The 25,645-nt window shown below is 49.3% G+C and carries 20 protein-coding genes; 15 read left to right on the forward strand and 5 right to left on the reverse strand.

All coding sequences use genetic code 11. The features are described from left to right. Positions 1 to 27: 27 nt before the first annotated feature. A complete protein-coding gene (locus tag QIT27_RS11270) occupies positions 28 to 1,761 on the forward strand; it encodes a SulP family inorganic anion transporter (protein WP_285263849.1) in 1,734 nt (577 codons plus the stop codon). A 10-nt stretch (positions 1,762 to 1,771) separates the two neighbouring features. Here QIT27_RS11270 and zigA read toward each other — a convergent pair whose 3' ends face one another. From zigA to QIT27_RS11295, 5 genes are all read right to left on the reverse strand, one after another. Next, entirely contained in the window at positions 1,772 to 2,998 is a 1,227-nt protein-coding gene (gene zigA / locus QIT27_RS11275) for a zinc metallochaperone GTPase ZigA (RefSeq protein ID WP_285263850.1), read from the reverse strand. A 223-nt stretch (positions 2,999 to 3,221) separates the two neighbouring features. Beyond that, positions 3,222 to 5,297, reverse strand: coding sequence for a YjbH domain-containing protein (locus QIT27_RS11280; RefSeq protein ID WP_285263851.1), 2,076 nt, complete (start codon positions 5,295 to 5,297; stop codon positions 3,222 to 3,224). A gap of 53 nt (positions 5,298 to 5,350) precedes the next feature. After that, positions 5,351 to 6,181, reverse strand: a complete 831-nt coding sequence (locus QIT27_RS11285; protein ID WP_285263852.1) for a capsule biosynthesis GfcC family protein — start codon at positions 6,179 to 6,181, stop codon at positions 5,351 to 5,353. Between the two features lie 2 nt (positions 6,182 to 6,183). Then, entirely contained in the window at positions 6,184 to 6,855 is a 672-nt protein-coding gene (locus tag QIT27_RS11290) for a hypothetical protein (protein ID WP_285263853.1), read from the reverse strand. An 80-nt stretch (positions 6,856 to 6,935) separates the two neighbouring features. Continuing rightward, on the reverse strand, positions 6,936 to 7,286 hold the full coding sequence (locus QIT27_RS11295) for a hypothetical protein (RefSeq protein WP_285263854.1): 351 nt from the start codon (positions 7,284 to 7,286) through the stop codon (positions 6,936 to 6,938). 695 nt (positions 7,287 to 7,981) lie between these two features. On the opposite strand from QIT27_RS11295, the gene QIT27_RS11300 reads away from it, so the two are divergent. The 14 genes from QIT27_RS11300 (at position 7,982) to tviB (ending at position 25,603) form a co-directional block, all read left to right on the forward strand. After that, positions 7,982 to 9,136, forward strand: coding sequence for a polysaccharide export protein (locus QIT27_RS11300; protein WP_285263855.1), 1,155 nt, complete (start codon positions 7,982 to 7,984; stop codon positions 9,134 to 9,136). A 51-nt stretch (positions 9,137 to 9,187) separates the two neighbouring features. Then, complete coding sequence (locus QIT27_RS11305) at positions 9,188 to 9,628, forward strand: low molecular weight protein-tyrosine-phosphatase (RefSeq protein WP_285263856.1); 441 nt, start codon at positions 9,188 to 9,190, stop codon at positions 9,626 to 9,628. Between the two features lie 47 nt (positions 9,629 to 9,675). After that, positions 9,676 to 11,898 carry a polysaccharide biosynthesis tyrosine autokinase gene (locus QIT27_RS11310; protein ID WP_285263857.1) on the forward strand — a complete coding sequence of 741 codons (2,223 nt, stop codon included), beginning with the start codon at positions 9,676 to 9,678 and terminating at the stop codon, positions 11,896 to 11,898. A 242-nt stretch (positions 11,899 to 12,140) separates the two neighbouring features. After that, positions 12,141 to 13,655: a lipopolysaccharide biosynthesis protein gene (locus QIT27_RS11315; RefSeq protein WP_285263858.1), complete on the forward strand. Its 1,515-nt coding sequence runs from the start codon at positions 12,141 to 12,143 to the stop codon at positions 13,653 to 13,655. Between the two features lie 7 nt (positions 13,656 to 13,662). Further along, on the forward strand, positions 13,663 to 14,658 hold the full coding sequence (locus QIT27_RS11320; RefSeq protein WP_285263859.1) for a nitroreductase family protein: 996 nt from the start codon (positions 13,663 to 13,665) through the stop codon (positions 14,656 to 14,658). Positions 14,659 to 14,706: 48 nt separating this feature from the next. Further along, entirely contained in the window at positions 14,707 to 15,777 is a 1,071-nt protein-coding gene (locus tag QIT27_RS11325; RefSeq protein ID WP_285263860.1) for a polysaccharide pyruvyl transferase family protein, read from the forward strand. 49 nt (positions 15,778 to 15,826) lie between these two features. Then, positions 15,827 to 16,693, forward strand: coding sequence for a hypothetical protein (locus tag QIT27_RS11330; RefSeq protein ID WP_285263861.1), 867 nt, complete (start codon positions 15,827 to 15,829; stop codon positions 16,691 to 16,693). 1,042 nt (positions 16,694 to 17,735) lie between these two features. After that, a complete protein-coding gene (locus QIT27_RS11335) occupies positions 17,736 to 19,220 on the forward strand; it encodes an oligosaccharide repeat unit polymerase (RefSeq protein WP_285263862.1) in 1,485 nt (494 codons plus the stop codon). Between the two features lie 115 nt (positions 19,221 to 19,335). Continuing rightward, positions 19,336 to 20,514 carry a glycosyltransferase family 4 protein gene (locus QIT27_RS11340; RefSeq protein WP_285263863.1) on the forward strand — a complete coding sequence of 393 codons (1,179 nt, stop codon included), beginning with the start codon at positions 19,336 to 19,338 and terminating at the stop codon, positions 20,512 to 20,514. Positions 20,515 to 20,579: 65 nt separating this feature from the next. Further along, positions 20,580 to 21,752: a glycosyltransferase family 4 protein gene (locus QIT27_RS11345; protein WP_285263864.1), complete on the forward strand. Its 1,173-nt coding sequence runs from the start codon at positions 20,580 to 20,582 to the stop codon at positions 21,750 to 21,752. A gap of 90 nt (positions 21,753 to 21,842) precedes the next feature. Beyond that, positions 21,843 to 22,439 carry a sugar transferase gene (locus QIT27_RS11350; protein ID WP_285263865.1) on the forward strand — a complete coding sequence of 199 codons (597 nt, stop codon included), beginning with the start codon at positions 21,843 to 21,845 and terminating at the stop codon, positions 22,437 to 22,439. Continuing rightward, positions 22,436 to 23,056: an acetyltransferase gene (locus QIT27_RS11355; protein WP_285263866.1), complete on the forward strand. Its 621-nt coding sequence runs from the start codon at positions 22,436 to 22,438 to the stop codon at positions 23,054 to 23,056. The genes QIT27_RS11350 and QIT27_RS11355 overlap by 4 nt, the downstream gene beginning before the upstream one ends. A gap of 38 nt (positions 23,057 to 23,094) precedes the next feature. Next, the gene (locus QIT27_RS11360) at positions 23,095 to 24,285 is read left to right on the forward strand and encodes a DegT/DnrJ/EryC1/StrS family aminotransferase (RefSeq protein WP_285263867.1); all 1,191 of its coding nucleotides are present in this window, start codon (positions 23,095 to 23,097) and stop codon (positions 24,283 to 24,285) included. 40 nt (positions 24,286 to 24,325) lie between these two features. Beyond that, on the forward strand, positions 24,326 to 25,603 hold the full coding sequence (gene tviB, locus QIT27_RS11365) for a Vi polysaccharide biosynthesis UDP-N-acetylglucosamine C-6 dehydrogenase TviB (RefSeq protein WP_285263868.1): 1,278 nt from the start codon (positions 24,326 to 24,328) through the stop codon (positions 25,601 to 25,603). Positions 25,604 to 25,645 lie beyond the last annotated feature (42 nt).

The following is a 25,645-nucleotide window of genomic DNA, read 5'->3' on the forward strand; positions in this document are numbered from 1 at the left end:
AGCAGATACCTATTTTGAGACTGCATCATGATCATTGAGCGCTGGGTGCCGCTAATCGGCTGGCTGCGAACCTATCATCGGGGCTTGCTCACGCGGGATGTGCTTGCCGGAGTCATCGTCACGCTGATGCTGGTGCCGCAAGCGCTGGCCTACGCGGTGCTGGCAGGGTTGCCGCCGGAAATGGGGCTCTATGCCAGCATGCTGCCGCTGGTGCTGTACGCCATCTTTGGCACCAGCGCGAGTTTGGCAGTAGGGCCGGTGGCGGTGGCAGCACTGATGACGGCCTCGGCGCTGAGCAGTTTTGCTGCGCCGGGCAGCCCGGAGTATATCGGTGCGTCGCTGGTGCTGGCCGCGCTCTCTGGGCTGATTCTTATCGCCATGGGCGTGCTTCGGCTGGGCTTTTTAGTCAACTTTCTCAGCCACCCGGTGATCTCCGGGTTTGTGACCGCCTCGGGGATTTTGATCGCGATCAGCCAGTTGAAGCACATTTTGGGGGTCGAAGCATCCGGCCATAACGTGGTGGAACTGCTGCGTGCGCTATTGGGTCAGTGGCAGCAGGTGAACGTCATTACGCTGCTGATTGGCCTTGGCGTTTGGGCGTATCTATGGGTGTGTCGCAAGCGCCTGAATGGTTGGCTGACCGAGCTGGGAATGCCTGCCAGTTGGGCAGGGTTAATGGTCAAAGCCGCACCTATTTCGGCCGTGGTAGTGACTACGCTGTTGGCCTGGGGCTTCCAACTAGAGCAGCGCGGGGTCGATGTGGTGGGCTTTGTGCCCAGTGGCCTGCCTGCCATGACGCTGCCGAGTCTGGATCAATCGCTGTGGCTCGGCCTGCTCCCGGCGGCGCTGCTGATCAGCTTGGTAGGGTTTGTAGAGTCGGTGTCCGTGGCGCAGACCCTGGCCGCCAAGCGTCGTCAGCGTATCGACCCCAACCAAGAGCTGATTGCGCTCGGCATGGCGAATCTTGGTGCTGGCGTTAGCGGTGGCTCGCCGGTGTCGGGCGGTTTTTCGCGCTCGGTGGTCAATTTTGAAGCCGGGGCGGCAACGCCGCTGGCGGGGGCGTTTACCGCGCTTGGGATTGTGTTGGCGACGCTGCTACTCACTGACTTACTGGCCTTTTTACCCACCGCCACGCTGGCCGCCACGATTATCGTGGCAGTGGGGACATTGATTGATTTGCCTGCGGTAAAGCGGACCTGGCAATACTCCCGTAGCGACGGGGTGGCGATGGTCGCTACTTTGCTGCTGACCCTTCTGCACAGCGTGGAAGTGGGCATTATCAGCGGGGTGGTGCTCTCGCTGGGGCTACACCTTTACCGCACCAGCCAGCCCCATAGTGCGGTGGTAGGGCGGGTGCCGGGCACCGAGCATTTTCGTAACGTGAAGCGCCATCAGGTCGAAACCGACGAGCATGTCGCCATGCTGCGCATCGATGAAAGCCTCTATTTTGCCAACGCCCGCTATCTCGAAGATACCGTCATGGCGCTGGCCGCCCGCTCGCCGTCGATCAAGCACATTGTGCTCACCTGTCAGGCAGTGAATGTCATCGATGCTTCGGCCCTGGAGAGCCTGGAGGCGATCAACGGTCGGCTGAAAGACGCCGGTGCCATGCTCCACTTGGCCGAAGTGAAAGGGCCGGTGATGGATCGCCTAACGCACACGGCGTTCTACCACGAGCTCACCGGCCAAGTGTTCTTTACCACCTATGACGCTTGGCAAGCGTTGGCGCATCCGGCCAGTGCTGGGGTGGTGTCGGTGTGACGTGGTTTTGTCACTCCCAGGCTGGGAACGGATCGGGCAGTTGCTGCCATACCTTTATACCTTCCAAAAGCTCCGCCTCGCTGAGCAAACAGCCGTCCAGCGCTTCACGCATTTTGGCCTCATCTAGGTTTTGGCCGATAAATACCAGCTCTTGGCGCATATCGCCAAACGGCTCCTGCCACTTTTCCATAATGAACTGGCGGTACTCCGGGTCTTCCGGCCAGTCGGTTTCTGGAATGGCTTTCCAAAACACGCCTGCCGGGCCGTGATGGGCAATGCCACCTGCCTGGCTCCACTGGCCCGCATAGCGAGGGCGGGTGGCCAGCCAGAAGAAACCTTTGGAGCGCAGCAGGCCTTTGCCAAACCATTCGGCGTTTAACAGGTCGTGAAACTTTTGAGGGTGAAAAGGGCGGCGAGCGTGGTAGGCGAAGCTGCCAATACCGTACTCTTCGGTTTCGGGGATGTGTTCGCCACGTAGCTCTTTCAGCCAGCCGGGCGCTTGCTGCGCGTGTTCAAAGTTGAACTTGCCTGTATTCAGCACTTTTTCTAGCGGCACGCCACCTTGGGTGATGGGCACGATGTCTGCGTCGGGATTGAGCGAGCGTAGAATCGCTTTCAAAGCGTCCAGCTCTTTCTCAGTGATCAGGTCGGTCTTGCTGATCAGTAGGACATTGCAAAACTCAATTTGGTCGACCAACAGGTCTGCGACGTTACGTTCGTCCTCTTCGCCCAGGCTCTCTCCGACCTCTTCAAGGCTTTGCGCTTCCTGGTATTGGGCGAGGAAGTTAGCCCCGTCCACCACCGTCACGAGGGTGTCTAGCCGGGCAACGTGGGAAAGGCTTTGACCACTCTCATCTTCAAAGGTGAAGGTTTCGGCGACAGGCAGCGGTTCAGAAATGCCGGTCGACTCGATCACCAGGTAATCAAACTTACCTTCACGGGCCAGTTGGCTGACCTCGACCAACAGATCTTCACGCAGAGTGCAGCAGATGCAGCCATTGCTCATTTCTACCAAGCGCTCCTCAGAGCGGTTTAATGCCACGTCACTGTGCAGCGTTGGTTCACCGGGTCCGCCACGCACCAGTGCACCGTCAATATTCACCTCGCTCATGTCGTTCACAATCACAGCCACTCGGCGGCCTTCACGGTTGGCCAGAATATGATTGAGCACGGTGGTTTTACCGGCACCTAGAAAGCCGGAAAGCACGGTCACGGGTAAGGGGGGGAACGCAGCCATAGTGACGAGCACCTCTAAACGATTTAATGTTATGTGATAATATAACATTAATAGAGGCGCATTATAAAAGGGGAAAATGAAAAATTTTGAGCAGCGAGCGGGAAAGGGAAAGTGGCGAGATACCAAAAAAGGCAGCCGCATATCCCTATGTCGACTGCCAAGCTAGTTAAAATATGGCTGAAAATAACGATTAAACAATGGTTCAGAGGAGGTGTAAGGCGCGCTAACGCCACATCTGAGGGTACTCCTCCCAGTAACGACCCATTTGACGCTCTTGGGTTAATTCATACAGCTCGTACTGCCGCCCTAAGCGAGCACCACCGTCTCGGGTAAGAGGCTGCCAGCGTAGCATGGTGCTATCGCGGCTTGAAAAGGAGAAAAAGGCATCAAGCGGTATTGTTAAATAGAGCCCTTTATCAAAATTGCCTTCCCCAAACGCATCGCCTGCATCGGTCCAGGTGCCCCAGGCACCAATGCGCACGCCAGAGGCAAACTCCCGTGAAAGATCCAGCGTGGCACCCACATCCTTGGCGAGATAGCGGCCCACGCTCAACTTGGCCAGCACATCTTCAATGCCGGTTTCCCAGTACGCGTTGACGAAGCCTGTCCAGGTGCTGTAATCACGTAGATCAAACTGTTGATCAAACGCCCGCTGGCGAACCCAGTTAATATCTGCCCCAAATGCCCATGAGGAATCAAACGGGCGGTACAACACTTCAGTCCCTGCGCCTGCGTACATCATTTCTAGCAAGCCACCATAACCCATGGCATAAACGTTATCGCTCAGCTTGGCGGTGCGCGTGTACTGAAGGCTTTCAATGCCTAACGTGGATTCCGTTAAGTAGTCGCCGATAAAGGTACGAACCCTAGGCAAGTCAGAGTCTGCGATGTACTCATAGTTGTCTAAGTTATCCAGCACGGTTAAGGCCACGCTGCTTGAAAACCAGCCGTTAGGATCCGTTTGATACTCAGCGCTTAATAGCGCCTTTAAGCGGAAAAGATAGCCATCTGGCCCACCAAAGTTTTGGTCCAGCTGCGGGCCTAATTGCCAATCAAAACGTTGCTCAGGCGCTTGATAGAGTGTTTCAGCAGCTTCATTGCCTAACGTTGCGTGGGCATAAATGCCGTAACGGTGGGCATACTCCTGATCAGTGGAAGCAGCGGCCTGCACAAACGGCTCGCGTTGGTGAACACTAGAGCGAAGTGGTAAGCCGCGTTCCTGCCAATCAAACTGAAAACTGGTAATCTCAGGCGCTGCCTGCGCATGCAAAATACGTCCAGCGCGGCCTTCGCTTTGTGCCAGCGAACGGAACTGCACCGGCTCAGCCACCACATGCAGCCGATCACCCTGGCGCTCTATGCGCTGCACTTGAACGCCAGCATTTTGATTGAGCAGTTGGCTGGTAGCTTGCCAATTAGGCTGTGCTTCCGCCGTTAGCTCCACTGGTGCTGGGTCATTCTTAACTTGGCTAAGTCCTGCCAAATTAAGGTTGAGGGTAACGCCTGCCATAACGGAGTTGCCGCGTTGCCAGCCAGTATGTAGCTCAACGTTTTCGTTCACCGCATAGCGTGCGCCCACGTTTAGGCGGGTGTCTTGGGTTTGATTATTGCGCTGTGGCTCGTTGGTGTAGTTATTGCCTTCATACTCCAACTGCAATACTAAGGGCTGCCAGGGAGTTTGGTACTCAATGCCCCCAAAAAACGCCGCGGGGCCAGCAAAAAACTGGCCCGCGTTCAGCTCGCCACCGCCAGCGCCGCTGCTTTCAGAACGCTCATCAAACCGGTCGGCCAACCAACCAAGCGGTGAATCAATATCGCTGGCGGCGCCTAAATAGCCCCAGCCAATACCGGCGGTAAAATCGAGATCGTACCAACGCTTACTGGCCACCAAATACTCGGCACCAAACAGCGTAGTACCGCCAATATCCCGCGCGCCCACCGCCACCTGCGGCCAATAACGGGTTTCTTCTAATAAACGCAGCTTGGCATCAAAGCCTTTATCCAAGTTGCGGTCGAAGAGTTCCGATTGGCGGTTTTCCACTTCCACGTAACGAAAGCCACCCTCGAACCACTCAGTAGGCTGAAAAAACACGCTATAGCGGCGGTAAGGGGCCGTACGGTTAAAGCCCACCGACATATCGCCCAGTGGGTTCATTCGGGCCGTAGGCGTTTGCATGATGCCCACGCCGCCAAAATCACTTTGGCTATAAACGTGTTGGTCACCACGCTCGCCGCCAGAAGAGGCAAAAGCCGCCAACGGCATACATATAGGGGCAGCCGCCAGCGCGTATAACGCCATACCCCGCCAAGAGCGGCACATCACATCCGCCGTATGAAAACGAAAAACACACATTAAGGGGCTTGCCATTGGTTACATTGTTCGCCGGGGAGTTGAGCGGCCAACACATTCGGTAGCCGCTGATTCACAATATCCAGTTCGTGAGTTGTGCCCGGAAACGGCAACGCCCCACCCAAACCTTGGCGATTGGGAAGCTCGACCACCACACGACTGCCCGGTGCCAGCGGGGTGGGTTGGGCATTCCAAGCGGCCACACCTCGGCGCAGCACGCGGCCCTGGGGCGTTACTACGTGTACTGCATCAATACCTTCAAACGTGCCAGAAGCGCTTTGGGCCATTAACGAGTCCAGGCTGCTTCCAGGCTGCCACGGCTGGCGCGCAACGCCTTGGCGCCCCCATACCTCTACCCAAGCCGGTGGCTCGCAAGCGCCCCAATAAGCCACGTTGCTAAGTAGGGGCGCTTCGCGCAAGGTAGCGCCGAAAGCCAGTAAATCTAACCGCTGAGGGGAGCGAAGGGGCTGGCCATCTAAGCGAGCTAGCGCCGTTTGCCAAGCACGCAAGGTGGCCACGTTGCGCTCATTACCCGCCACACTAGCGCTCACGGCCAGAGTTTTCAGCTCTTCTATCAAATAGCGGCGTGATTGCGCCAGGCGCTCAGTATCGGACTTTAAAAGGCCGAAGGCGTAGCTCCAGTTAACGGGCGCGGCCAGGGTGGGCAGGGTTTCTAGCCAGGCATCTGCAAGCGTGGGGGAAGGTGCCACACCAGAAGCCGCATGAGCAGGGCTTGCGCATACCATCAGCAAGGCACCGGCTAATGCAGGGCGTAAAATGCGTGCAAAACGCGTTAACAACGGCGCGCGTTCATAGGAAAAAACAGAGATCATCGTCACTCATTCCACCAAGGGCGAGCCACCTGCCAGGCCACTTCTGGCCCACCGGGCCATGCCTGCTCGCTGGCTTGCCAAAGCCGAAAAGAGGAAGGGCTACGCCACCATTGTCCTTGCGTGGTAGCACCGCTTTGCCACTGGTACCTAACCTCACACTGCTCAAGCGGCAGTTCAGCCAGCACCAATGCCTGCAAAGCAGGAGCGCTGCACTGCATGGTTGCGTCGGCATAATCCGCCATAGCGATACCTTCTGGCGTTACCCAGTGGCGCTCTACGGTAAACGTAGCCGGGCTAGGCTGCTGCCAAGGCATGGCGGTACCCTCTGCCGCGTTCAGGCTGGGGGCAGCGTAGCGGGTAGCTAGCAAATCGCCTTCAGGGCTGCTCATGGCATAAAGGCTGCCATGGTAAAGCGTAAAAAAGTTGCCCGCGGCCAGTGGCCAGTGGGTTTGCGCGCCGGTATGCGCCCCTAGCACCGCTAAGCCACGAACCGACGAAGTATCTAGCGCTAAAGAAGCAAACGACACCGCTTCAGCTTGTGCAGCCGTCGCTTCACCTTGGCCGGGTATCAGCGCACTTAACGCTTGCCCAGTAGGGCTATCTTTCAGTGTGCTGCAACCTGCGGTAGCTACTACGCACGCTAATACCAGCGGCCAGCGGAAAGCCGTACACATAAAAGCCGCAGTTAAGCGGCTTTTATGCACATTTGAATAACGGCAAGGCAGTTGCCCGTTAGCAAGTTTCAAATGCGACCTCAGTTTGTGCCAGTGGTGCCGGTAGTGCCGCCAGAGCCAGAAGAGTCGGCAGCGGTTGCCGCCACACCCGCGGCAACAGCAACAGTACCAGCCACTACTAATGCCGTAGTGCTAACACCCAGTGCACCGGCTAGGCCGCCAGCAGCAGCGCCACCAGCACTTACGCCGCCAGCACCTGCTGCGCCCGCGCCTGCACCGCCTGTGCCACCGCCAGCGGTGCCTGCGGCGTTAGCCGGAGGAGTAGTGGTAGGGGAAGGCGTAGTAGGTGCCGCATCGGGGGTGGGCTGAGCCAGCGCCAACGGAGAAGCCAACATACCTGCGATAGCGAACAGAGCGATCGGTTTTTTCATAACCCTATCTCCTTTAGTAATAAGGGCCAATATGGTGCCCGTAACACAGCCGCCGACAAGTAAGCTGCCTAGCATCCGTACGGGGCGCAATGTGCAAGCCGCTAAAAAATATGGCAATCAACATGTGTTTTGCTAGGGCCACAACCCTATTTGCCGCTTAGCAAACTCACACCATTCCGATGGGTATAGTAGCGTGCTAGTGCTATGGCTGCATAGGCAGCCTATTAAAAATTCATCTAACGGTGACATAAACGCTTCACCATGAATTAAGCCGAATTTAAAGCGAGAAAACACCCTACCCAAAGCCCGTTTTTTACCGCTTAGCCGCATAAATGGCGTGAGGGTTGGCTGCCTCAGGGGGCGCTAGCCACGGTTTTGGGCAGAGCGGCTGGGTGAGCATGAATTTAAATTTATTGACCTAAAATTCAAAAGCTTAGATTTTATTAAAGGGTAAATTTTCGCGAAAAAAACATGCTCAGCATTAAATCAAACGTACGGCAAACACCCTGTCAATAATAAAAACGTGATAGCCAAAACGAAATGCCGTGAAAATTAAATTAGGCCCCAAGCGGCTAGCCTAGCGCACTAGAGTTAGGTAGGATTGCCCGGCTTAAAAAAATAGTACCAATAGTGTAGGGAACCCAGCCTGCCAGCGTTATACACAAGCTGTCGTTTTTTCTTAGTGAGTAAAGCGGATGTATCTCTTTTTGAATGTTCCACGGCCCACTGCGGGGCGGCGCTTTAGCCGTGCTACTGCTTTTGCCAGTGCCCTGGCAGGTGCGTTGCTGCTTTCCGGCTGCGCCCTAGCGCCGGGCGGTCACTTTGAAGCCAACACGCAAACTGCGCCTATCGATGAGCTAGTGGATGTACAGCCGATCACCCCAGGGTTGATTGCATCTATCTCAACCGCCGGAGAACGCGCCACGCCGATGCCCAGCGCCCTGCGCGATGCCATTGATGAATGGCAGTACCGCATTGGCCCAGGCGATGTACTCAGCATTATTGTTTACGACCACCCTGAACTCACCATTCCTGCGGGCAGTGAACGCCGCGCGGAAGATGCAGGCAACCAAGTACGTAACGATGGCACGATTTTCTACCCCTTTGCAGGCAAAGTGGACGTAGAGGGCAAAACCCTAGACGAAGTACGCGAAATTCTCACGCGCCGCCTAGCGGGAGTGATTCAAGAGCCGCAGGTAGATGTCAATATTGCCGCCTTCCGTTCGCAAAAAGTGCTGGTGAGCGGTGCCGTGGGCCAGCCGGGTAGCCTACCGGTGACCACCGTACCGCTGACCCTGGCAGACGCCGTTAGCCAAGCCGGTGGCGCTACAGAAGAAGCCAACTGGCACGAGGTGTACCTTACCCGCAACGGGGTAGAAGAGCGCCTTTCGCTGTTTAGCCTGCTGCGCGAAGGCGACCAAACCCAAAACCGCCTGCTGCAAGATGGCGATGTGTTGCACATCCCGAATGCTGACAACCAAGCGGTGGCCGTGATGGGCCAAGTGCGTATTCCTGGCAACGTGCGCTTGGGTAACGAGCGGCTATCGCTCACCGATGTGCTCGCCCGCGCCGGTGGCATTAACGAAGGCACCGCCGAGCCTTCCGGTATTTTTGTGATTCGTGGCAACCAGCCCGACAGCCAGCGGTTAGCGACCGTTTATCAACTCGATGTTCGTAACGCGGCGGCCTTTGCCATGGGTAGTGGCTTCGCGATGCAGCCTAACGACGTGGTGTACGTGACCACCGCGCCCATTGCCCGCTGGAACCGCGTGATTAGCCTGCTGCTGCCCTCTATACAGCTGCCCGGCGTCACCGCAGAAAGCATTAACGACACACGGGACGCTCGCTAACCGCGGGCCTGCCATAACCACCTTATTAATAGGAAATGGGTACGGGTAGCCATGTTCCAAAACATATTAGTCGTGTGCATTGGCAATATATGCCGTAGCCCCGTGGCGGAAGCCATGCTGCGAGCGCAGCTGCCCCATAAGCAGTTCTCATCCGCCGGGTTAGGCGCACGGGTAGGCGAAGGCGTAGACCCCACCGCCAAGCAGCTAGCGAAAGAAGCCGGGCTAGAGGTAAGCCACCACCAAGCCCGGCAGCTAACCACCGCCATGCTACAAGCCGCCGACCTAGTTTTGGTAATGAGCGACGGCCAGCGCCGCGCCGTGGCCGAGCTTTCCCCCACGGCATTAGGAAAAACCATGCGGCTAGGCCAATGGCTAGAAAACGGCCAGGGAAAAGATATCCCCGACCCCTACCAAAAAAGCCCAGAAGCCTTTGCACACGTACACCAGCTAATGGATGCCGCCACCCGCGCCTGGGCCACCCGCCTAGGCTAGGTGCGCAGTCACCTGTTTTACCTTTAACACGTGGATACAAAGAGAGCATGAGCGACGTAACCCCCTCGCACGGCCCAGCACCGCAAGACGACGAGATCGATCTAGGCCGCTTGTTCGGCCTGCTGCTAGACCACAAGTGGTGGATTGTAGGCATTACCGCGCTATTTGCGGCGCTTGGCGTGGTGTACGCCCTGCTGGCCACGCCCGTGTATGAAGGCGATGCGCTGGTGCAGGTGGAACGCCGCTCATCCATCAACCCTCTGGGTGACGTGGCCGATATGCTCGGCCAAGAAACCGAATCCATGACCTCCGCTGAAGTACAAATCTTGCAGTCGCGCATGGTACTAGGCCAAGTGGTCGATAAAGTGGCGCTAGATACCGTGGTGGCCCCCAATACGCTGCCCGTGGTGGGTAACTTTATTCAACGCCATGGCATCGAGCGCCCCGGTTTTATGCAGAACAGCGCCGCCGTGTGGGGCGGTGAGAGCATTAACGTAGGCCGTTGGGATGTCGCGGATAGCTTCCGTGGGCTGCCCTTCACCCTCAAAATGGAAGGCCCGAGTGACTACTCCGTATGGCTAGAAGGGGAGCGCGTTGGCAGTGGTAAAACAGGTGAGCTAACCACGCTATTTAATGGCGATGTGCAGCTCAGCATTACCGAATTAAACGCTCCTGCTGGCGCCGAATTTACGCTCACCAAATTACAGCGCGCAGAAGCCATTCGCCGGTTAAAGAACCGTCTCACTGTGGCAGAAATTGGCGGAGGACGTAACAACAATACCGGCATGCTGCGGCTAACGTTAACCGGTGAGCATCGCGACGAAATTCGCCACTCACTGAACGCGGTAACGGAAACCTTCCTGACTCAAAACGTAGAACGGCAATCGGCAGAAACCGAACAAAGCCTCGCGTTTTTGGAAGAGCAGGCCCCGGAGCTGCGCACCCAGCTAACCGATGCCGAAAATAGCCTGAACGAATACCAAGTAGAATCTGAAAACGTCGGGTTAGACAGCGAAGCCCAAGCCGCGATTAACCGCTATATAGAGCTTGAGCAGCGCCTAAGTGAAATCGAGTTTCAAGAGGCCGAGTTAGCCCAGCGTTTTACGCCTAGCCACCCCAGTTACCAAGCACTGTTGCGCCAAAAGCGCTTTGTTCAAAACGATATTGACGAGCTCAACGAGCGCGTGAACCAGCTGCCCGCTGCCCAGCAAGAAATTGTGCGCCGTACGCGAGATGTCGAGGTGACTCAAGCCATTTACGTGAACGTGCTGAACAAAATGCAAGAGCTGCAAATGGCCAAAGCGGGCACCGTAGGTAACGTGCGCATTATTGATAATGCCCTGGTAGGTAATAGTGCCATTGCCCCGAAGAAGCCGTTGATTGTAGTAGTGGCCACTCTGCTAGGTGGCATGCTAGCGGTAGGCGGTGTAGTGCTAATGGGCTTGCTGCGCCGGGGTATTGAAAGCCCCGAACAGCTAGAACAAGCCGGCCTGCCGGTGTATGCCACCGTGCCGCTTTCGGATGCGCAGCAAAAGCTGATGCGCAAAGTGAAAAACAAAGGCGATAAGCACAGCCACGAAGTAGCCACCGGCATATTGGCCCATATAGAACCCACCGACCTTTCCATTGAGGCGCTGCGCGGCCTGCGCACCAGCCTGCACTTCGCCATGCTAGAGGCCAAAAACCGCAGCCTGATGATTACCGGTTCCAGCCCCGGCATTGGCAAAAGCTTTATTGCGGTCAACCTTTCCGCCGTATGCGCCCAGGCAGGCCAAAAAGTGCTCGTGATTGATGCGGATATGCGCAAAGGCCACTTACATTACGCCTTTGGCGGCAAAAGCGAAGGCGGCCTTTCGGACGTGCTTTCCGGACGCAGCACCTGGCAAAGCCAGCTGCGCACCAGCCAAGTAGAAGGCTTAAGCTATATATCCCGTGGTTTGGCACCGCCCAACCCCTCAGAATTGTTAATGGGTGAGCGCTTTGCCCAACTACTGGCCGAGGTAGAACAGCAGTTCGATTTAGTGATCGTGGACACACCGCCGGTGCTGGCCGTAACGGACCCCTCTGTTGTGGGCAACCACTGCGGCACCACGCTGCTACTCACGCGGTTTGAGCGCAACACGATTAAAGAAGTACAGCTAGCCGCCCGCCGCCTGGAAAACACCGGCGTTGTGGTAAAAGGCACCATTCTAAACGCCATGGAGAAAAAGGCAGCCAGCAGCTACGGATACGGCTACTACCAGTACAGCTACCGTTCCACTGCGGAATAGCGCTGCTAGCCAGTAATACAGTGCCTAGCGAATGAGCGGGCGCGCAATAAAAAGCTTTCAATGTAAAGAAACGAGCACCGCCCTTTTTAGGGCGGTGCTCATCAGCGAACCAACAAACACGCAAGCAGTGGGCATTGAGGATACGCCCGGAATAACCTCCGGGCGGTAGCGTGTCTCAACAGCGTAGCTGATATATATAAAGTTCTTCTTTGCTAGACTCCCACGAGAGTTGTTAAATAAAGATGTCAAAATCAAAGGTTGATCTATTTTCGACAGAGCACTTAAAGAATGGTATGCAACAACGGGCTATCAAGAGTGCTGGTGTGACTATAACCGCTCAAGTTTTTAAGCTTATATTGCAGGTTATTTCGATTGTATTATTGGCACGATTATTAGACCCTGCTGATTTTGGCTTGGTTGCTATGGTTACAGTTTTCACAGGTCTTGCTCTTCAGTTTATGGAGGGAGGTTTGTCTATGGCTACTATTCAAAGTGAAAAGTTAAATCAATCACAAGTTTCAAATTTGTTTTGGGTGAACAGTGTTCTGGGACTAAGCCTGTTTCTTATGAGCCTTTTATCTTCCCCCTTAATAGCTCATTTGTATAATGAGCCTCGCCTTATGCCAATTATGTCTGTAATGAGCGTTGTGTTTTTAATAGGTGGTGTCTCGGTGCAGCATGATGCACTACTTCGCCGGCAAATGCAGTTTAAAAAAATCTCAGTTATAGATGTCTCTTCAATGGCAATGGGAGTAATCGCGGGTGTTATGACGGCATTTTTTGGGCTTCAGTATTGGGCTTTAGTTATTAGCCCCATCACAGTTATTACGACCAAAACAATTTTACGCTGGTTGATTTTGTGCTGGATCCCATCTAAATTTAGCCGAAATTCTGGAGTGAAACCTTTGCTTAGCTTCGGTGCGAATGTTACTGGCGCAAATTTCATTGGATATTTCGCAAGTAATGCTACCCCTTTTGCCATAGGTTTAGTGGCAGGCGCGCAGCAGTTAGGATTTTACAATAGAGCTAACCTGATTAACACTCTACCATCCTCACAGCTGTTACCACCTATAATTAGTGTACTACAGCCAACAATCGCCCGTATCTCTGATGAACCCAGTGAGTTAAAAAGAACTTTATTATCATTAATAGGAAAATTAGCTTTAGCTTCTACATTAATCACAACGATAATGGCGATTTTTGCTGATTGGATAGTTTTTTTACTTCTAGGTTCTTCATGGAGTGAAGCAGTCCCTGTGTTTAGGCTGCTAGCTATATATGCTTTCATACAGCCGTTGGCCGGTTTAATAGCGATGGCCCTAGTGGCTACAGGTAATCCAAAAGCAATGTTAAACTCAAAAATTCATAGCCTAGCTATTACGGTTGTAGCGTTATTAATAGGAAGTAACTGGGGATGGGTTGGAATAGTGCTGTCATTTTCATTGTCTGGAATATTTTTTCGCCTACCTGTCTTTTTATACTATTCAAGCCGTTTTCTTCCTTTAACTTTCTGGGATTTAAGTAAGCCTATTTTACCCCCAGTAGTCTGCGGGTTGATAACCATACTTTTAATGATTTGGATTAAGAATCACATTTTTTTTGAGAGTTTAACTTTAGGGCTTTTTGTTTTAGTGCCTACCTGTGTATTCATATACGGAATTATTGCAATGATGATAAGGCCTGCTAGGTTTGATATATTGCAGTTAATATCGAATATTCCAGTTTTGTTTAATAGAGAATCATCCACAAAAATTTGAGGGCAAAATGTTGTTATATCCATTTAAAATCGTCACTAAAATCGTAAGTGAAATTTTTCTGTCTGCGTCTGAATGGTTGGCAGCTGTGAAAAGTTTCAACCTGCATCTAAAATATTCGTTTAGCCAAAGAAATCCTGAAAAAGATATTGATAAGCTTAAATATTATATTGTTAAAAACTGCCATATTGTAGAAAAAGGAATGTCTTTGCCTGAGCCAAGATATGCATTTGGGCAGTCTAAGATAAGTAAACTTATAATTAAAACGAAGAAATACGGGTTAGCTATGGAAAAAGAAGGAGAAATCATTGTAGAAATGGTACGAGATGCATTAAGACAGTATCGGAATTTTCATCACGGCAAAGAAGATTTGTTTGAACCGGGGTTTATCGAAAATTTAGATGAGTTTCTGCTCTGTACAGATCCTAAAGATAAAGGCGGTGTTAGCTTAGTTAAAAAAAATCAATGGAATAATTTTTCTATACATGACTATGAAGAATTTATATCAAGTCGACGCAGTGTAAGGGACTTTGATAAAACACCCGTAAGCGATGATGTTATAATCTCCGCCATAAAAGTTGGACTCAAGGCGCCATCTGTGTGTAACAGACAAGGTTGGCATGTGCATTATTATAGTGATAAAAACAAAATAGAAGATTTGTTGTCCCATCAAAATGGAAATTCGGGTTTCACTAAAAGTATTGATAAGCTGATTATAGTTACAGGAAATATAAAAGCATTCACGAGAAACGAACATAACCAACTTTTTGTGGATGGTGGTATTGTCTCAATGAATATTATTTTAGCAATTCACGCAGCTGGCCTAGGGTCATGTCCATTGAACACTTGCATGCCGTATTATAAGCAAAAGAAAATAATGAATGCAGGGTCTATACCAGTAAATGAGCGTTTAATAATGATGATTGCAGTTGGGAGTTTGAAAAAAGAATTCCTTGTCCCAAAATCTGAAAAATACTCTATAAAACAAACGCTCATAAAGCATTAAAATTCCAGCTATGGACATTAAACTTTTATTAATCATAGAGAGTGCATTATGAGAAAATTAGGTATTCTGAATTTTCAATATTCTAACCATAATTACGGCGCCGTTTTACAGGCTGCAGCATTAGAATATCTTCTGATCGCAAAAGGGTATGATGTCAGGCATATTGATTACCAGCCTCTAAAGAAAAAAGGAGTAAAAAAACTGTTGATAAATCTTATTAAAAGATACGTGCCCATCAATAAAAATAAAAATGAAGAAGTTTTTGAGCACTTTAGGAAAAAATTTTTACACAGGACTGAAGTTGTAACCTCCCCCTCAAAGTTTTCTAAAATAGCCACAGCTTTTGATATTGTTATAGTTGGTAGTGATCAAGTTTGGCGTCCTTCATTTTCAGGCGACCCGGTAGGTTTTTTTCTAGGCCATGTTCCGCAGGGCATTAGACGTGTATCATATGCCGCTAGTTTTGGTTTAGATAGTTGGGAGCAAATAAGTGATAAGTCATTAACGGAATATATTAAAGGCGAGCTTATCAAGTTTGATAAAATTTCTTGCCGTGAAGACTCTGGCGTATCTATTTGTTCAGACGTGTTCCAAATTGATTCAGTGCATGTTTTAGATCCTTTGCTATTAGTAGACCAAAGTTTTTTTGATAATATATTAAATGAGTCTAAGTTAAAAAATAGTGCTCAAAAAAATCCAAAAGTTGTATTTTATAAACTTGATTCAAGTGATGAATTTGAAAAAGATTTGAGTATTATTGGTGATAAACTTAAGTGTGTCCCCGTGAATCTTTACTCGACAGATAAGGTCGCGCGAGAATTTAGACCAGTTGATGATTGGGTAAGTATGATTTGTGACTCTGAGGTTATAGTTACTGATTCATATCATTGTGTGTGTATAGGTTTGCGTTTCAATAAAAAAATCCTTTTTTGTCCAAATGATAAAAGAGGAAAAGCCAGACTAGATAGTCTTTTTCGTCAATTAGACGTAAAGGTTATACCGTTTGAAGGTGGCACAAAGCTTGATTTTTATTTTTTAGAGAAAAGTGAAAGTTTCATGAATTCGTTTGAAAAAGCACGTATTAATTCAATTGATTTCTTAGATCAGTCTCTACGCTAAACTCTTTTATCTCAATATAGTATAATTGTTAATTTTTAGGTCTGTTAACATGAAAGTTAAAATCATAACTCTTTATTCTGGCGAGAAAGAGTATAAGCGTTCCATTGAGTCTGTTGATATTCAAAAGACTGATTTTTTAGTTGATAAAATGTTTATAGAGAACAAAGAGAACCTTGAGGCTCATAATTTATTATATAGAGCAATTATGTATGAGAGTCGAGATTATAATTATTTTGTAAAGTTAGATGCGGACATGGTTTTAACTAAAGAAAGTTCATTGGCCGAAATTATAGGCTATGCTGAAGATAGCTGCGCAGATGTTTTTTCAATTCCAGTTCACGACTTTATGACTGATAGTATGATTTGGGGGCTAAATATATATAAAAGTGGTGTTCAATGGGAGCTTAATACTGATAAAACTTTTACAGATCAACAGAGGTTATGCAAAGATTATGTTGTTAAAAAGTTAGCTTTAAAAAAAGAAGATAGCCTGGTTACACATGCAGATGGAGGCGATGAGTACCAAGCATTTGTTTTTGGTATCCATAGAGCAACTAAAATTCTGCAAAAAGATGTTGACCTTTTTAAGGTCGGTCATTCTTATGCTCAAGTTGATATCATTAAGAAAGTTCTCAGTAGCTATCTGGAATCCAAAAATAAGGCCAGAGGAGTTGCTATAATAGGTGCTTACTATCTTGTTTCTGGCATTGTGGATGGATCTTCATTAAATAGAAAAAGTGATTATTTTGAAAGTTTTGAATTAATAAATTATGAAAAAGATATTTATGATTCGGTTGTTTTTTTTTCTAGAAGTAACTTTGGAATAATATTGAAATCAGTAGGTTTTATAAAAATGATTTTTGGGATTTTTGCTTATTTTAAAACAAGGTTGAACTCTATAAGAAAGAGATTTTAAAATTTTCTTTTTTAGCGAGATGAGTTAATAGTACTATAGCTAAGAAGATGAGGTTTTTTTATTATCTTTCAAGATTAAAATTTAGTCGTCAGTAAAGCGACATGAACAACTTCTCACTATAAAGTTCTGAGTTGACAGTTGACAGTTGACAGTTGACAGTTGACAGTTGACAAAAGCGAAGTCTCCATGGTCATAGATGTTTTTAAATGCTAAGCTATATTTACCACAATCGCTTGAGAGCACGACTTCATCTTCTTAGAGAACGAAGAATGAGTAGAGGAATCTCAGCATAACATGGGAAACGGGTTTTTAAGCCGCCCTAAGAACTTTCGCTAGCCGTAAAATAGCTGCGAAAAACTAAAAAGGTAAGTTGCGATTCCAACGTATTGTCAGAGTTCAAATATCTGCTCAACGAGGACAAGAGTTTATAAGTTTTTATCAGGCGTAAATTGAACCGAAAACTATGTGGTATCATCCGTTAAGCGCTAGCAGCGCCTGTAACTCCACTTTACTACGGCCTAAGCCACGGTACTGTGTTTAAGCCTTGTCAAGCTAGCTACGATTAGCTTTTCCAAACTATAGCTATCAGCTACCATGCGTGTTGAGCATCTCAAGCAAATAATATAGCGCAGCTATAGCTAAAAAGTTCTAAGCGGCCTCATTGCTTTCGGATTCGATCAGCTGTTGGCGTTGAGGTCTGAAATCAGGTTCGACCTCAGTAGCCCTCATTACACAGCTGCAATGAAAGACTAAGGCGTCATGGAAGAGTTAACTACGTTCTACACACTACAACAGAGTGGGCTCTTAGAGCGCTCCTTTTGGTCCCTTGAAACAAGAGTTTATTAGCTGCGTCGGTGGCGCCGGGGAGTAGTTCAGAGCCATCATGGGCTGCTGGGTTCAGTACAACAGCACCGTACGACCACATCAGATATTGTTAAATGTGGCACCTATCGCATACCCAGTGTTAGTAGCGGACGGTTTGTAGAAGCAATGAAGGAGCATTAATTTTTGGGTGTACACGAGATTAAAAGAAAATTAAAAAGTGCATTTACAGCTGGATTTATTTAAAAATTTAATAGGTGAAATTATAGTGAGTTATTGGCTTGAAAGAAATAAAAAGTCGGTCTTTGTACTTATAACTCCGCTAGAAAGAGTTGTTGTGCTCAGTTTTTTTCTATTTTTCTTGGTCATTCCTTTTCCGTTTGTTGTTTATGAGGAAAGCAGTTCCAGGTTCTTGCTCTATTTTGCTTTTGTTTTTTATGTGGTTACATTAGCCTTGCCTTTTACTTTGCCAGGATTTCGCCCCTCATTTCTTCATCCGATATGCTTTTATGTGATCTGGTTTGGAATGCAAAGTCTCTTACGAGGTGAGTTTTCATTACCTATAAGTGGATTAAGTTACCACAGAGCCTTGGGTGTTAAAAGTGAGGCTGAGTTTGACTTCTTGCTTGCTTATTCTTTTTTGCTCGACACTATAGCGTTGTTATCGTTATACGCTGGATACGTATTATTTCCTAAAATAAAAATGAAGTTTGCACTTCCTTGTAAACCTAGAAATCTTGCGATTACTACTTGCTTTTGGGTTGTTTTTTCTGGATTCGGGTTGTTTGCTTTAATTTTAATTGGTGGCGGAGTTGATCAAATATTAATGCAGCGTGGCTTAGCATCAGATCAACGAATCGCTTCTCAAATTGGTGGGCATTGGGGGTTTTTAGCAGGAATTGGGGTTTTGGCACCAACTATTTGGCTTGCATGCGAGCCTCAAGCGATACGGAAAAAATTTTTTTGGATGCTCTTGGTTATTGCCCTAATACTAAAGTTTGTATCTACAGGCTCTAGAGGAGGCACTATATTTCCTTTATTAATAATTGGTACTGTTTATGTGATTCAGACTCGTAGCATCCCATACAATTTTGTTATTATAGGAGTTTTTGCTGCTCTTTTAATAGTCGGGGGTGGTGGCCAATTTAGAAAAGCAACAATGCAGTCTGAGTCACTTAGTGCCATCAACATAGATACTGGCGTTTCTGGCTGGATTTCTTCTGCTTTAGAAGAGATGCATGGTCAAGGTGCTGAGAATAACGGGCAAATTGCAGTTTTAGGCGCAGTCCCTGATGAAGTTGAATATCTTTGGGGAGAGTCCTATTTGTCGATTCCTTTTATTTTTTTACCAAGTGCGATCTTTGGCGAAAAGCCAGATGCTGGAGGTAGGCTTTTATCTACTAAGATCTATAATAACCCATTAAATACTATACCTCCTCAAACTGTCGGTGAGGCTTACTGGAACTTTTCTGTGGTTGGGGTTGTATTGATTTTTATAATGCATGGATCTTTATTGAAATTAATATCTCGCATTTTCTTCTCAAACTCTTCACACCCCTTAATAGTGGTGCTTTATGTTTATTTTCTTTTTAGGTTTCAGTTGAATAGTGATTCTCTGTATAGCTTGGCACATGCTACGTTGCCAATTGTGCTAATGTATTTCACTTATTCTTGGCCAAGGTTTAATTTTAAATTTTCTAGCTAGCCTAGATCTAGCATAGGTAGGTTTAAACAGCAGAGCTGTGTGGCTTTAGTAAGATGAAGTAAGCGCCGGTTTTGGTTTTTCTTTATTTTTAGTGAATGATATTTTGAGGTTTAATGTGAAGCTTCTATTTGTTCATGATCATAAGTTTAAGCATGATGGGTTTTTAACCTACAGTAATGGAACATTTCCTTCGTCTATTTGGAGGCGTTATTTAAGTGTTAGCGATGGCTTAACAGTTGTTGGTCGAGATGGTGGTAAGCTTAGCTCCCTCGAAAAAAATTATACAGTTTCATCAGAGGAATTGGTGGATTTTATTTTGCTTCCTGATCTATCAAATATCAAGAGCTTGCTTTACACAAGTCCAGATGTTTTAACAAAATGTAGGAATTTAGTTGCAGATCATGATGGCATTATCGCAAGGTTGCCAAGCCGAATGGGCCAGTTATTCATAGGAGAGGCTGTTAAGCAAGGAAAGCCTTATGCTGTAGAAGTTGTAGGGTGTGCATGGGACGCTTTCTGGAGTCATGGCAGCTTTAGAGGAAAGCTAATTGCTCCGTTTGCTTACTTCAAGACAAAAAAAATAATTTCGGAATCTAGTTTTGCGTTGTACGTAACTGAAAGTTATTTGCAAAACATATATCCTTGTAAAAAAAAGCACTCTTTTTGTTCTAATGTCGAAATCCCTGTTGTAGAAAGAAATGTATTAACAGCGAGATTTTTAAATAAAAAGAAAAAAAATGGTAAGCTTTTTTTTGGTTTGATTGGTAATTACTCATCTAGTTATAAAGGTATTGATGTTTTAATTAATGCTCTTGGTATGGCTGATTCGCGACTGCCTGATTGGGAGGTTCAAATAGTGGGGGCTGGTGATTCAGGTCCTTATGAAAAGCTGGCTAAAAAGCTAGGAATAAGTAGCCGCGTAAAGTTTTTAGGTAGCTTACCTTCTGGTGATGCTGTATATAATTGGTTGGACAGTGTTGATGTTTATGTGCAGCCGAGTTTAACTGAAGGCCTGCCTAGGGCGCTTATTGAGGCAATGAGTCGAGGATGTCCCGCTATTGCAAGTAGAGTAGGAGGTATACCAGAGTTATTGGAGTCTGCTCAGATGGTTGAGCCTGCAAATAGCTCAGCATTAGCTGATGCTTTAGTGAGTTTAGCTGGTGATGATGAAAGTTTATCAAATCTTTCGGAGGCTAATTTCAAAAAAGCTAGTAAATATTATAAGCCAGTTCTTGAAAAGCGCCGTGCTGAGTTTTGGTTGGATTTCAAGCACTACATTTTGTCAAAAAGTTAATTTTTAATTTAAGTTTTTATGTGCATGCAGGGAGTAAGATATTTATGAAAATGAGAGCGGTTTAAATGTGCAAAGTCTTTAAGTTGAAATCGAAAATATTTGTTATTGCTAGCTTAGCTGAGTCATTAATTAATTTTCGAGGACCACTAATTAAAAACTTGAACACTGCAGGTTATGAAGTTCACGCAGCAGCCCCTGGCCTTACGGCCAATTCTGTTGCTGCCAAACGTCTCAGCGAATTGGGCGTAGTCTGTCATGATGTTTTAATGAGTAGGGCGAGTACCAATCCGGTTGCTGATGTGAAAACACTCCTCGCGTTATATCGCTTATTTCTAAAGATACAGCCGGATACCGTATTAGGTTATACCATTAAGCCCGTTATTTACGGCACGTTAGCCGCATGGCTAGCCAAAGTGCCAAAACGTTATGCGCTCATTACCGGGTTAGGGTATGCCTTTACTGGCGAGGCCGTAGGTAAGCGCGGGCTGGTGCAACGTTTGGCACGCGGGCTTTATACCCAGGCACTAAAGCGAGCCAACCTGGTTTTTTTCCAAAATCCTGATGATGAAGCGCTGTTTCGTGAACTGGGTCTGCTGAAAGCTTCCGTTCCTTCATGCGTTGTGAACGGCTCGGGGATTGATACCCGCCGCTTTGATGTGGTGCCGCTTACGAATCAGGCACCCACCTTTTTGTTGATCGCGCGCTTGTTGGGCGATAAAGGCATTCGTGAATACGTGGCGGCAGCGGCTCACGTACGCGAACGCTACCCGAAGGCGGTGTTTCGTTTAGTGGGTGGGCTGGATGAAAACCCTGATTCGATTACACGCCAAGAATTAGATCAGTGGGTGGCGGAAGGCAACATTGAGTACCTGGGCCGTTTGGAGGATGTTCGCCCCGCCATTGCGGGCTGCAGCGTGTACGTATTGCCCAGTTACCGTGAAGGCACGCCTCGTACCGTATTAGAAGCCATGGCCATGGGCCGTGCCATTATTACCACCGATGCCCCCGGCTGCCGTGAAACCGTGGTAGAAGGCGATAACGGCTTGCTTGTGCCCGTGAAGTCGGTAGAGGCGCTCGCCACAGCCATGCAGCGTTTTATTGAACACCCTGAACTAGCGATGAGTATGGGTAAACGCTCACGCGCTATTGCGGAAAAAAAGTACGATGTTCACAAAGTGAATGCCGTTATGTTAACCGCTATGGGTATAACGCCGATCAACTCTAAGGGCACCCAGTAAACCTTAAAGGGTTTGCTTGTTGCTCGTCATCTATCGCCTGTTACTGGACAACCCGGCCTCAGCTTTCTAACTCTATCAACGTGCTTTCCTATGCTAAAACGTTCTTTTGATCTATCAGCCGCTCTATGTGGCTTGGTGCTATTGGCGCCTGTTTTATTGGTGGTAGCGCTACTGGTGCGCGTTAACCTCGGTTCCCCTGTGTTGTTTAGCCAAGTACGCCCAGGGGCAGGGGGGCAGCCTTTTACCATGGTGAAGTTTCGCACTATGCGAGATGCCGTCGATAACCAGGGCAACCCACTGCCTGATGATCAGCGAATGACCCGGCTAGGCCATGTGCTGCGCGCCACCAGCCTAGATGAACTGCCAGAGCTATGGAACGTGCTAAAGGGCGATATGAGCTTAGTCGGCCCACGGCCACTGCTAATGGAATACTTGCCGCTCTACTCAAAAGAACAGTACCGCCGCCACGACGTACGCCCTGGCGTTACCGGCTGGGCGCAAGTGAATGGCCGCAATGCGCTGAGTTGGGATGAAAAGTTTAAGCTGGATGTGTGGTACGTGGAAAACCGTTCATTCTGGCTGGATATTAAAATCCTGTTGCTTACCGTTAAAAAGGTACTGGTGCGAGACGGCATTTCAGCAGAAGGGCAAGCCACTATGGAGCGCTTTCGGGGCAGTGGAAAATGAAGTTGGCCATTTTGGGGGCTAGCGGTCATGGCAAAGTGGTAGCTGACACGGCCCTGGCTGCCGGTTGGCAGCAGGTGGTTTTTTTTGATGATGCATGGCCGGGCGTCACCACTAATGGCCGCTGGCAGGTGATCGGCAACAGCCACGATTTACTGGAGCAGCACCTCTCCTTTGATGGTGTGGTAGTGGGCATCGGCAACAATCGTATCCGTTTAGCAAAGCAGCAAGCGCTGACGAAGGCCGGGGCGTATATGCCTGTGCTTGTCCATCCTAAAGCGACGGTAAGCAGTGGAACGGTACTCGGTGCTGGCACGGTGGTCTTTGCTGGTGCGGTCGTTCAAATAGATACCCATTGTGGCGAAGGCTGCATTATTAACACCAACGCCAGTGTCGACCACGATTGCCGCTTGGGCCCAGGGGTTCATGTTTGCCCCGGCAGTGCTGTCGCAGGGTTGGTGAGTATTGGTGAGTGCAGCTGGGTGGGCATTGGGGCCAGCATTAAGCAGTTAATGCAGGTGGGCCACGATGTCACTATCGGTGCGGGTGCGGTCGTCGTTGACCATATTGACGATCATCAGTGTGTTATCGGTGTGCCTGCCCGCCCTGTTGTTTCATAACGTTTCTTTTTTCTCTTTTAACACATGGTGGCGATTGAATGCTGAATGGCCCTTTCTCCCCTTGGCCCTCTTTCACTGAGGAAGAAGCCCAAGCCGTGCAGCGCGTGCTGCTCTCTAATCAAGTGAACTACTGGACAGGCCAAGAGGGCCGCCAGTTTGAACGTGAATTTGCCCAGTTTGCCGAGTGTGAATACGCCATTGCCGTTTCCAACGGCACCACGGCGTTAGACCTCGCGCTAAAAGGCTTAGGCATTGGGGAAGGCGAGGGCCGTGGCCGGGATGAAGTCATTGTCACCTCGCGTACGTTTTTGGCCTCGGTGTCTAGCATCGTCACCGCCGGTGCCGTGCCGGTGTTTGCTGATGTAGATGCGGAATCGCAAAACATTACTGCCAAGACGGTGGCGGAAAAAATTACCCCCTATACGCGGGCCATTATTGCCGTGCATTTGGCCGGGTGGCCGTGCGAGATGGAACCCTTAATGGCCCTGGCGCAACAGCATGGCCTAAACGTTATTGAAGATTGCGCCCAAGCCCATGGTGCCCGTTACCAAGGGCGTTCCGTTGGGGCCATTGGCCATGTGGGCTGCTGGTCGTTTTGCCAAGATAAAATCATGACCACCGGCGGTGAAGGCGGTATGGTCACCACCAACGATGAACACCTATGGCGCACCATGTGGGCCTATAAAGACCACGGCAAAAGCTGGGAAGCGGTGTACGAACGCCAGCACCCGCCGGGGTTTCGTTGGCTGCATGAAAGCTTTGGTACTAACTGGCGGTTACCGGAAATGCAGTCGGCCATTGGCCGCCTTCAGCTGGTCCGTATGCCGGAATGGAAAGCCGCCCGCCAAGCCAACGCCCAGCGTATTTGGCAGGCGGCCCACGCGTGTTCTGGGCTGCGTGTGCCTCAGCTACCGGCCCATATCGATCACGCCGCCTACAAATGCTACGTGTTTGTAGAGCCAGCGCAGCTAGCCGAAGGCTGGGACCGCGACCGCATTATGAATGAGATGGTCGCCCGCGGTGTGCCCTGTTTTTCAGGCTCTTGTTCAGAAGTGTATTTAGAAAAAGCGTTTGATGGCACCGGGTGGCGGCCAGAACAGCCCATGCCCGTGGCACGCACGCTGGGTGAAACCAGCTTGATGTTTTTGTGCCACCCAACCTTAACAGACGCTGAAATAGAGAAAACCTGCCAAACGTTAACGGATGTGCTGCGTTCAGCCACACAGTAACGCTTTAAGCTGGGTTGTTTTAAAAAAAGGGGAGCAAGCAATGGTCAGTATGGATAACGTACGGTTAGGCGTCATTGGGTTAGGCTACGTGGGCCTGCCGTTGGCCGTCGAGTTCGGTAAGGTGCTGCCTACCGTTGGTTTTGATATTAACACCCAGCGCATTGGTGAATTGCGCGATGGCATCGACCACACATTAGAAGTCGAGCCAGAACTTCTGGCCGAAGCCAAGCAGCTCAGTTTTGAAAGCCAGATCGAAGCGCTGCGCGGGTGCAATGTGTATATCGTAACGGTACCGACCCCTATTGATAGCACTCGCCGCCCAGATTTAACCCCGCTAATCAAAGCCAGTGAAACGCTTGGCCAAGTGGTGGGTAAAGGCGATGTGGTCATTTATGAAAGCACTGTTTACCCCGGTGCAACGGAAGAAGAGTGCTTGCCGATTATTGAGCGAGTGTCTGGTTTAGTGCTTAACCAGGATTTTTACGCGGGCTATAGCCCCGAGCGTATTAACCCAGGTGATAAAGAGCACCGTGTGACCACCATTCAGAAAGTGACGTCAGGCTCAACGCCGGAAGCCGGTGCTTTTGTTGATGCGCTTTATCGTAAAGTGATTGTGGCGGGCACCCACCTTGCCAGCAGTATTCGTGTGGCGGAAGCGGCAAAAGTGATCGAGAACACTCAGCGAGACATTAATATCGCGCTGATTAACGAGTTAGCCGTGATTTTTAACCGTTTGGGTATCGATACAGAAGAAGTACTGGAAGCCGCAGGTACCAAGTGGAACTTTTTACCCTTCCGCCCTGGTTTGGTGGGGGGCCACTGCATCGGCGTAGACCCTTACTACCTCACCCATAAAGCTGAACAGGTAGGCTACCACCCGGAAATGATTTTGGCCGGGCGGCGTTTGAACGATGGCATGGGCGCCTATGTGGCGGGCCAGCTTGTTAAGAAGATGATCAAGCAGCGGATTTTGGTAGAGGGTGCCCGCGTGCTGGTACTGGGGTTAACCTTTAAAGAGAACTGCCCAGACCTACGTAACACGCGTGTTGTAGATATTTTGGCAGAGCTTCGTGATTACGGTGTTACGGTGGATGTATACGACCCGCAGGTAAACCCAGAAGAAGCCGAAGCCGAATACGGTATTCGCCCGGTACCTACCCCACAGGCGGGCACCTACGATGCCATGGTGTTGGCTGTGGCGCATCGCGAGTTCCGTGAGTTAGGGGCGAACGGCATTCGTGAGTGGGGCAAACCACAGCATGTGCTTTACGACCTGAAATACGTGCTGCCCAAAGAGGCGGTCGATATTCGCCTGTAAAAGGGCCATAAGCCACCCAAGGTTATTTAACAGAAAAGGATT

Origin of the sequence: Halomonas sp. LC1, assembly GCF_030247125.1 — a bacterium.
GTDB lineage: Bacteria > Pseudomonadota > Gammaproteobacteria > Pseudomonadales > Halomonadaceae > Vreelandella.

Bases quoted from the DNA above. Each gene is read 5' to 3' on its own strand.
- QIT27_RS11270 (WP_285263849.1), top strand. From the start codon at position 28: ATGATCATTGAGCGCTGGGTGCCGCTAATCGGCTGGCTGCGAACCTAT.
- zigA (WP_285263850.1), bottom strand. From the start codon at position 2,998: ATGGCTGCGTTCCCCCCCTTACCCGTGACCGTGCTTTCCGGCTTTCTA.
- QIT27_RS11280 (WP_285263851.1), bottom strand. From the start codon at position 5,297: ATGGCGTTATACGCGCTGGCGGCTGCCCCTATATGTATGCCGTTGGCG.
- QIT27_RS11285 (WP_285263852.1), bottom strand. From the start codon at position 6,181: ATGATCTCTGTTTTTTCCTATGAACGCGCGCCGTTGTTAACGCGTTTT.
- QIT27_RS11290 (WP_285263853.1), bottom strand. From the start codon at position 6,855: ATGTGTACGGCTTTCCGCTGGCCGCTGGTATTAGCGTGCGTAGTAGCT.
- QIT27_RS11295 (WP_285263854.1), bottom strand. From the start codon at position 7,286: ATGAAAAAACCGATCGCTCTGTTCGCTATCGCAGGTATGTTGGCTTCT.
- QIT27_RS11300 (WP_285263855.1), top strand. From the start codon at position 7,982: ATGTATCTCTTTTTGAATGTTCCACGGCCCACTGCGGGGCGGCGCTTT.
- QIT27_RS11305 (WP_285263856.1), top strand. From the start codon at position 9,188: ATGTTCCAAAACATATTAGTCGTGTGCATTGGCAATATATGCCGTAGC.
- QIT27_RS11310 (WP_285263857.1), top strand. From the start codon at position 9,676: ATGAGCGACGTAACCCCCTCGCACGGCCCAGCACCGCAAGACGACGAG.
- QIT27_RS11315 (WP_285263858.1), top strand. From the start codon at position 12,141: ATGTCAAAATCAAAGGTTGATCTATTTTCGACAGAGCACTTAAAGAAT.
- QIT27_RS11320 (WP_285263859.1), top strand. From the start codon at position 13,663: ATGTTGTTATATCCATTTAAAATCGTCACTAAAATCGTAAGTGAAATT.
- QIT27_RS11325 (WP_285263860.1), top strand. From the start codon at position 14,707: ATGAGAAAATTAGGTATTCTGAATTTTCAATATTCTAACCATAATTAC.
- QIT27_RS11330 (WP_285263861.1), top strand. From the start codon at position 15,827: ATGAAAGTTAAAATCATAACTCTTTATTCTGGCGAGAAAGAGTATAAG.
- QIT27_RS11345 (WP_285263864.1), top strand. From the start codon at position 20,580: ATGTGCAAAGTCTTTAAGTTGAAATCGAAAATATTTGTTATTGCTAGC.
- QIT27_RS11350 (WP_285263865.1), top strand. From the start codon at position 21,843: ATGCTAAAACGTTCTTTTGATCTATCAGCCGCTCTATGTGGCTTGGTG.
- QIT27_RS11355 (WP_285263866.1), top strand. From the start codon at position 22,436: ATGAAGTTGGCCATTTTGGGGGCTAGCGGTCATGGCAAAGTGGTAGCT.
- QIT27_RS11360 (WP_285263867.1), top strand. From the start codon at position 23,095: ATGCTGAATGGCCCTTTCTCCCCTTGGCCCTCTTTCACTGAGGAAGAA.
- tviB (WP_285263868.1), top strand. From the start codon at position 24,326: ATGGTCAGTATGGATAACGTACGGTTAGGCGTCATTGGGTTAGGCTAC.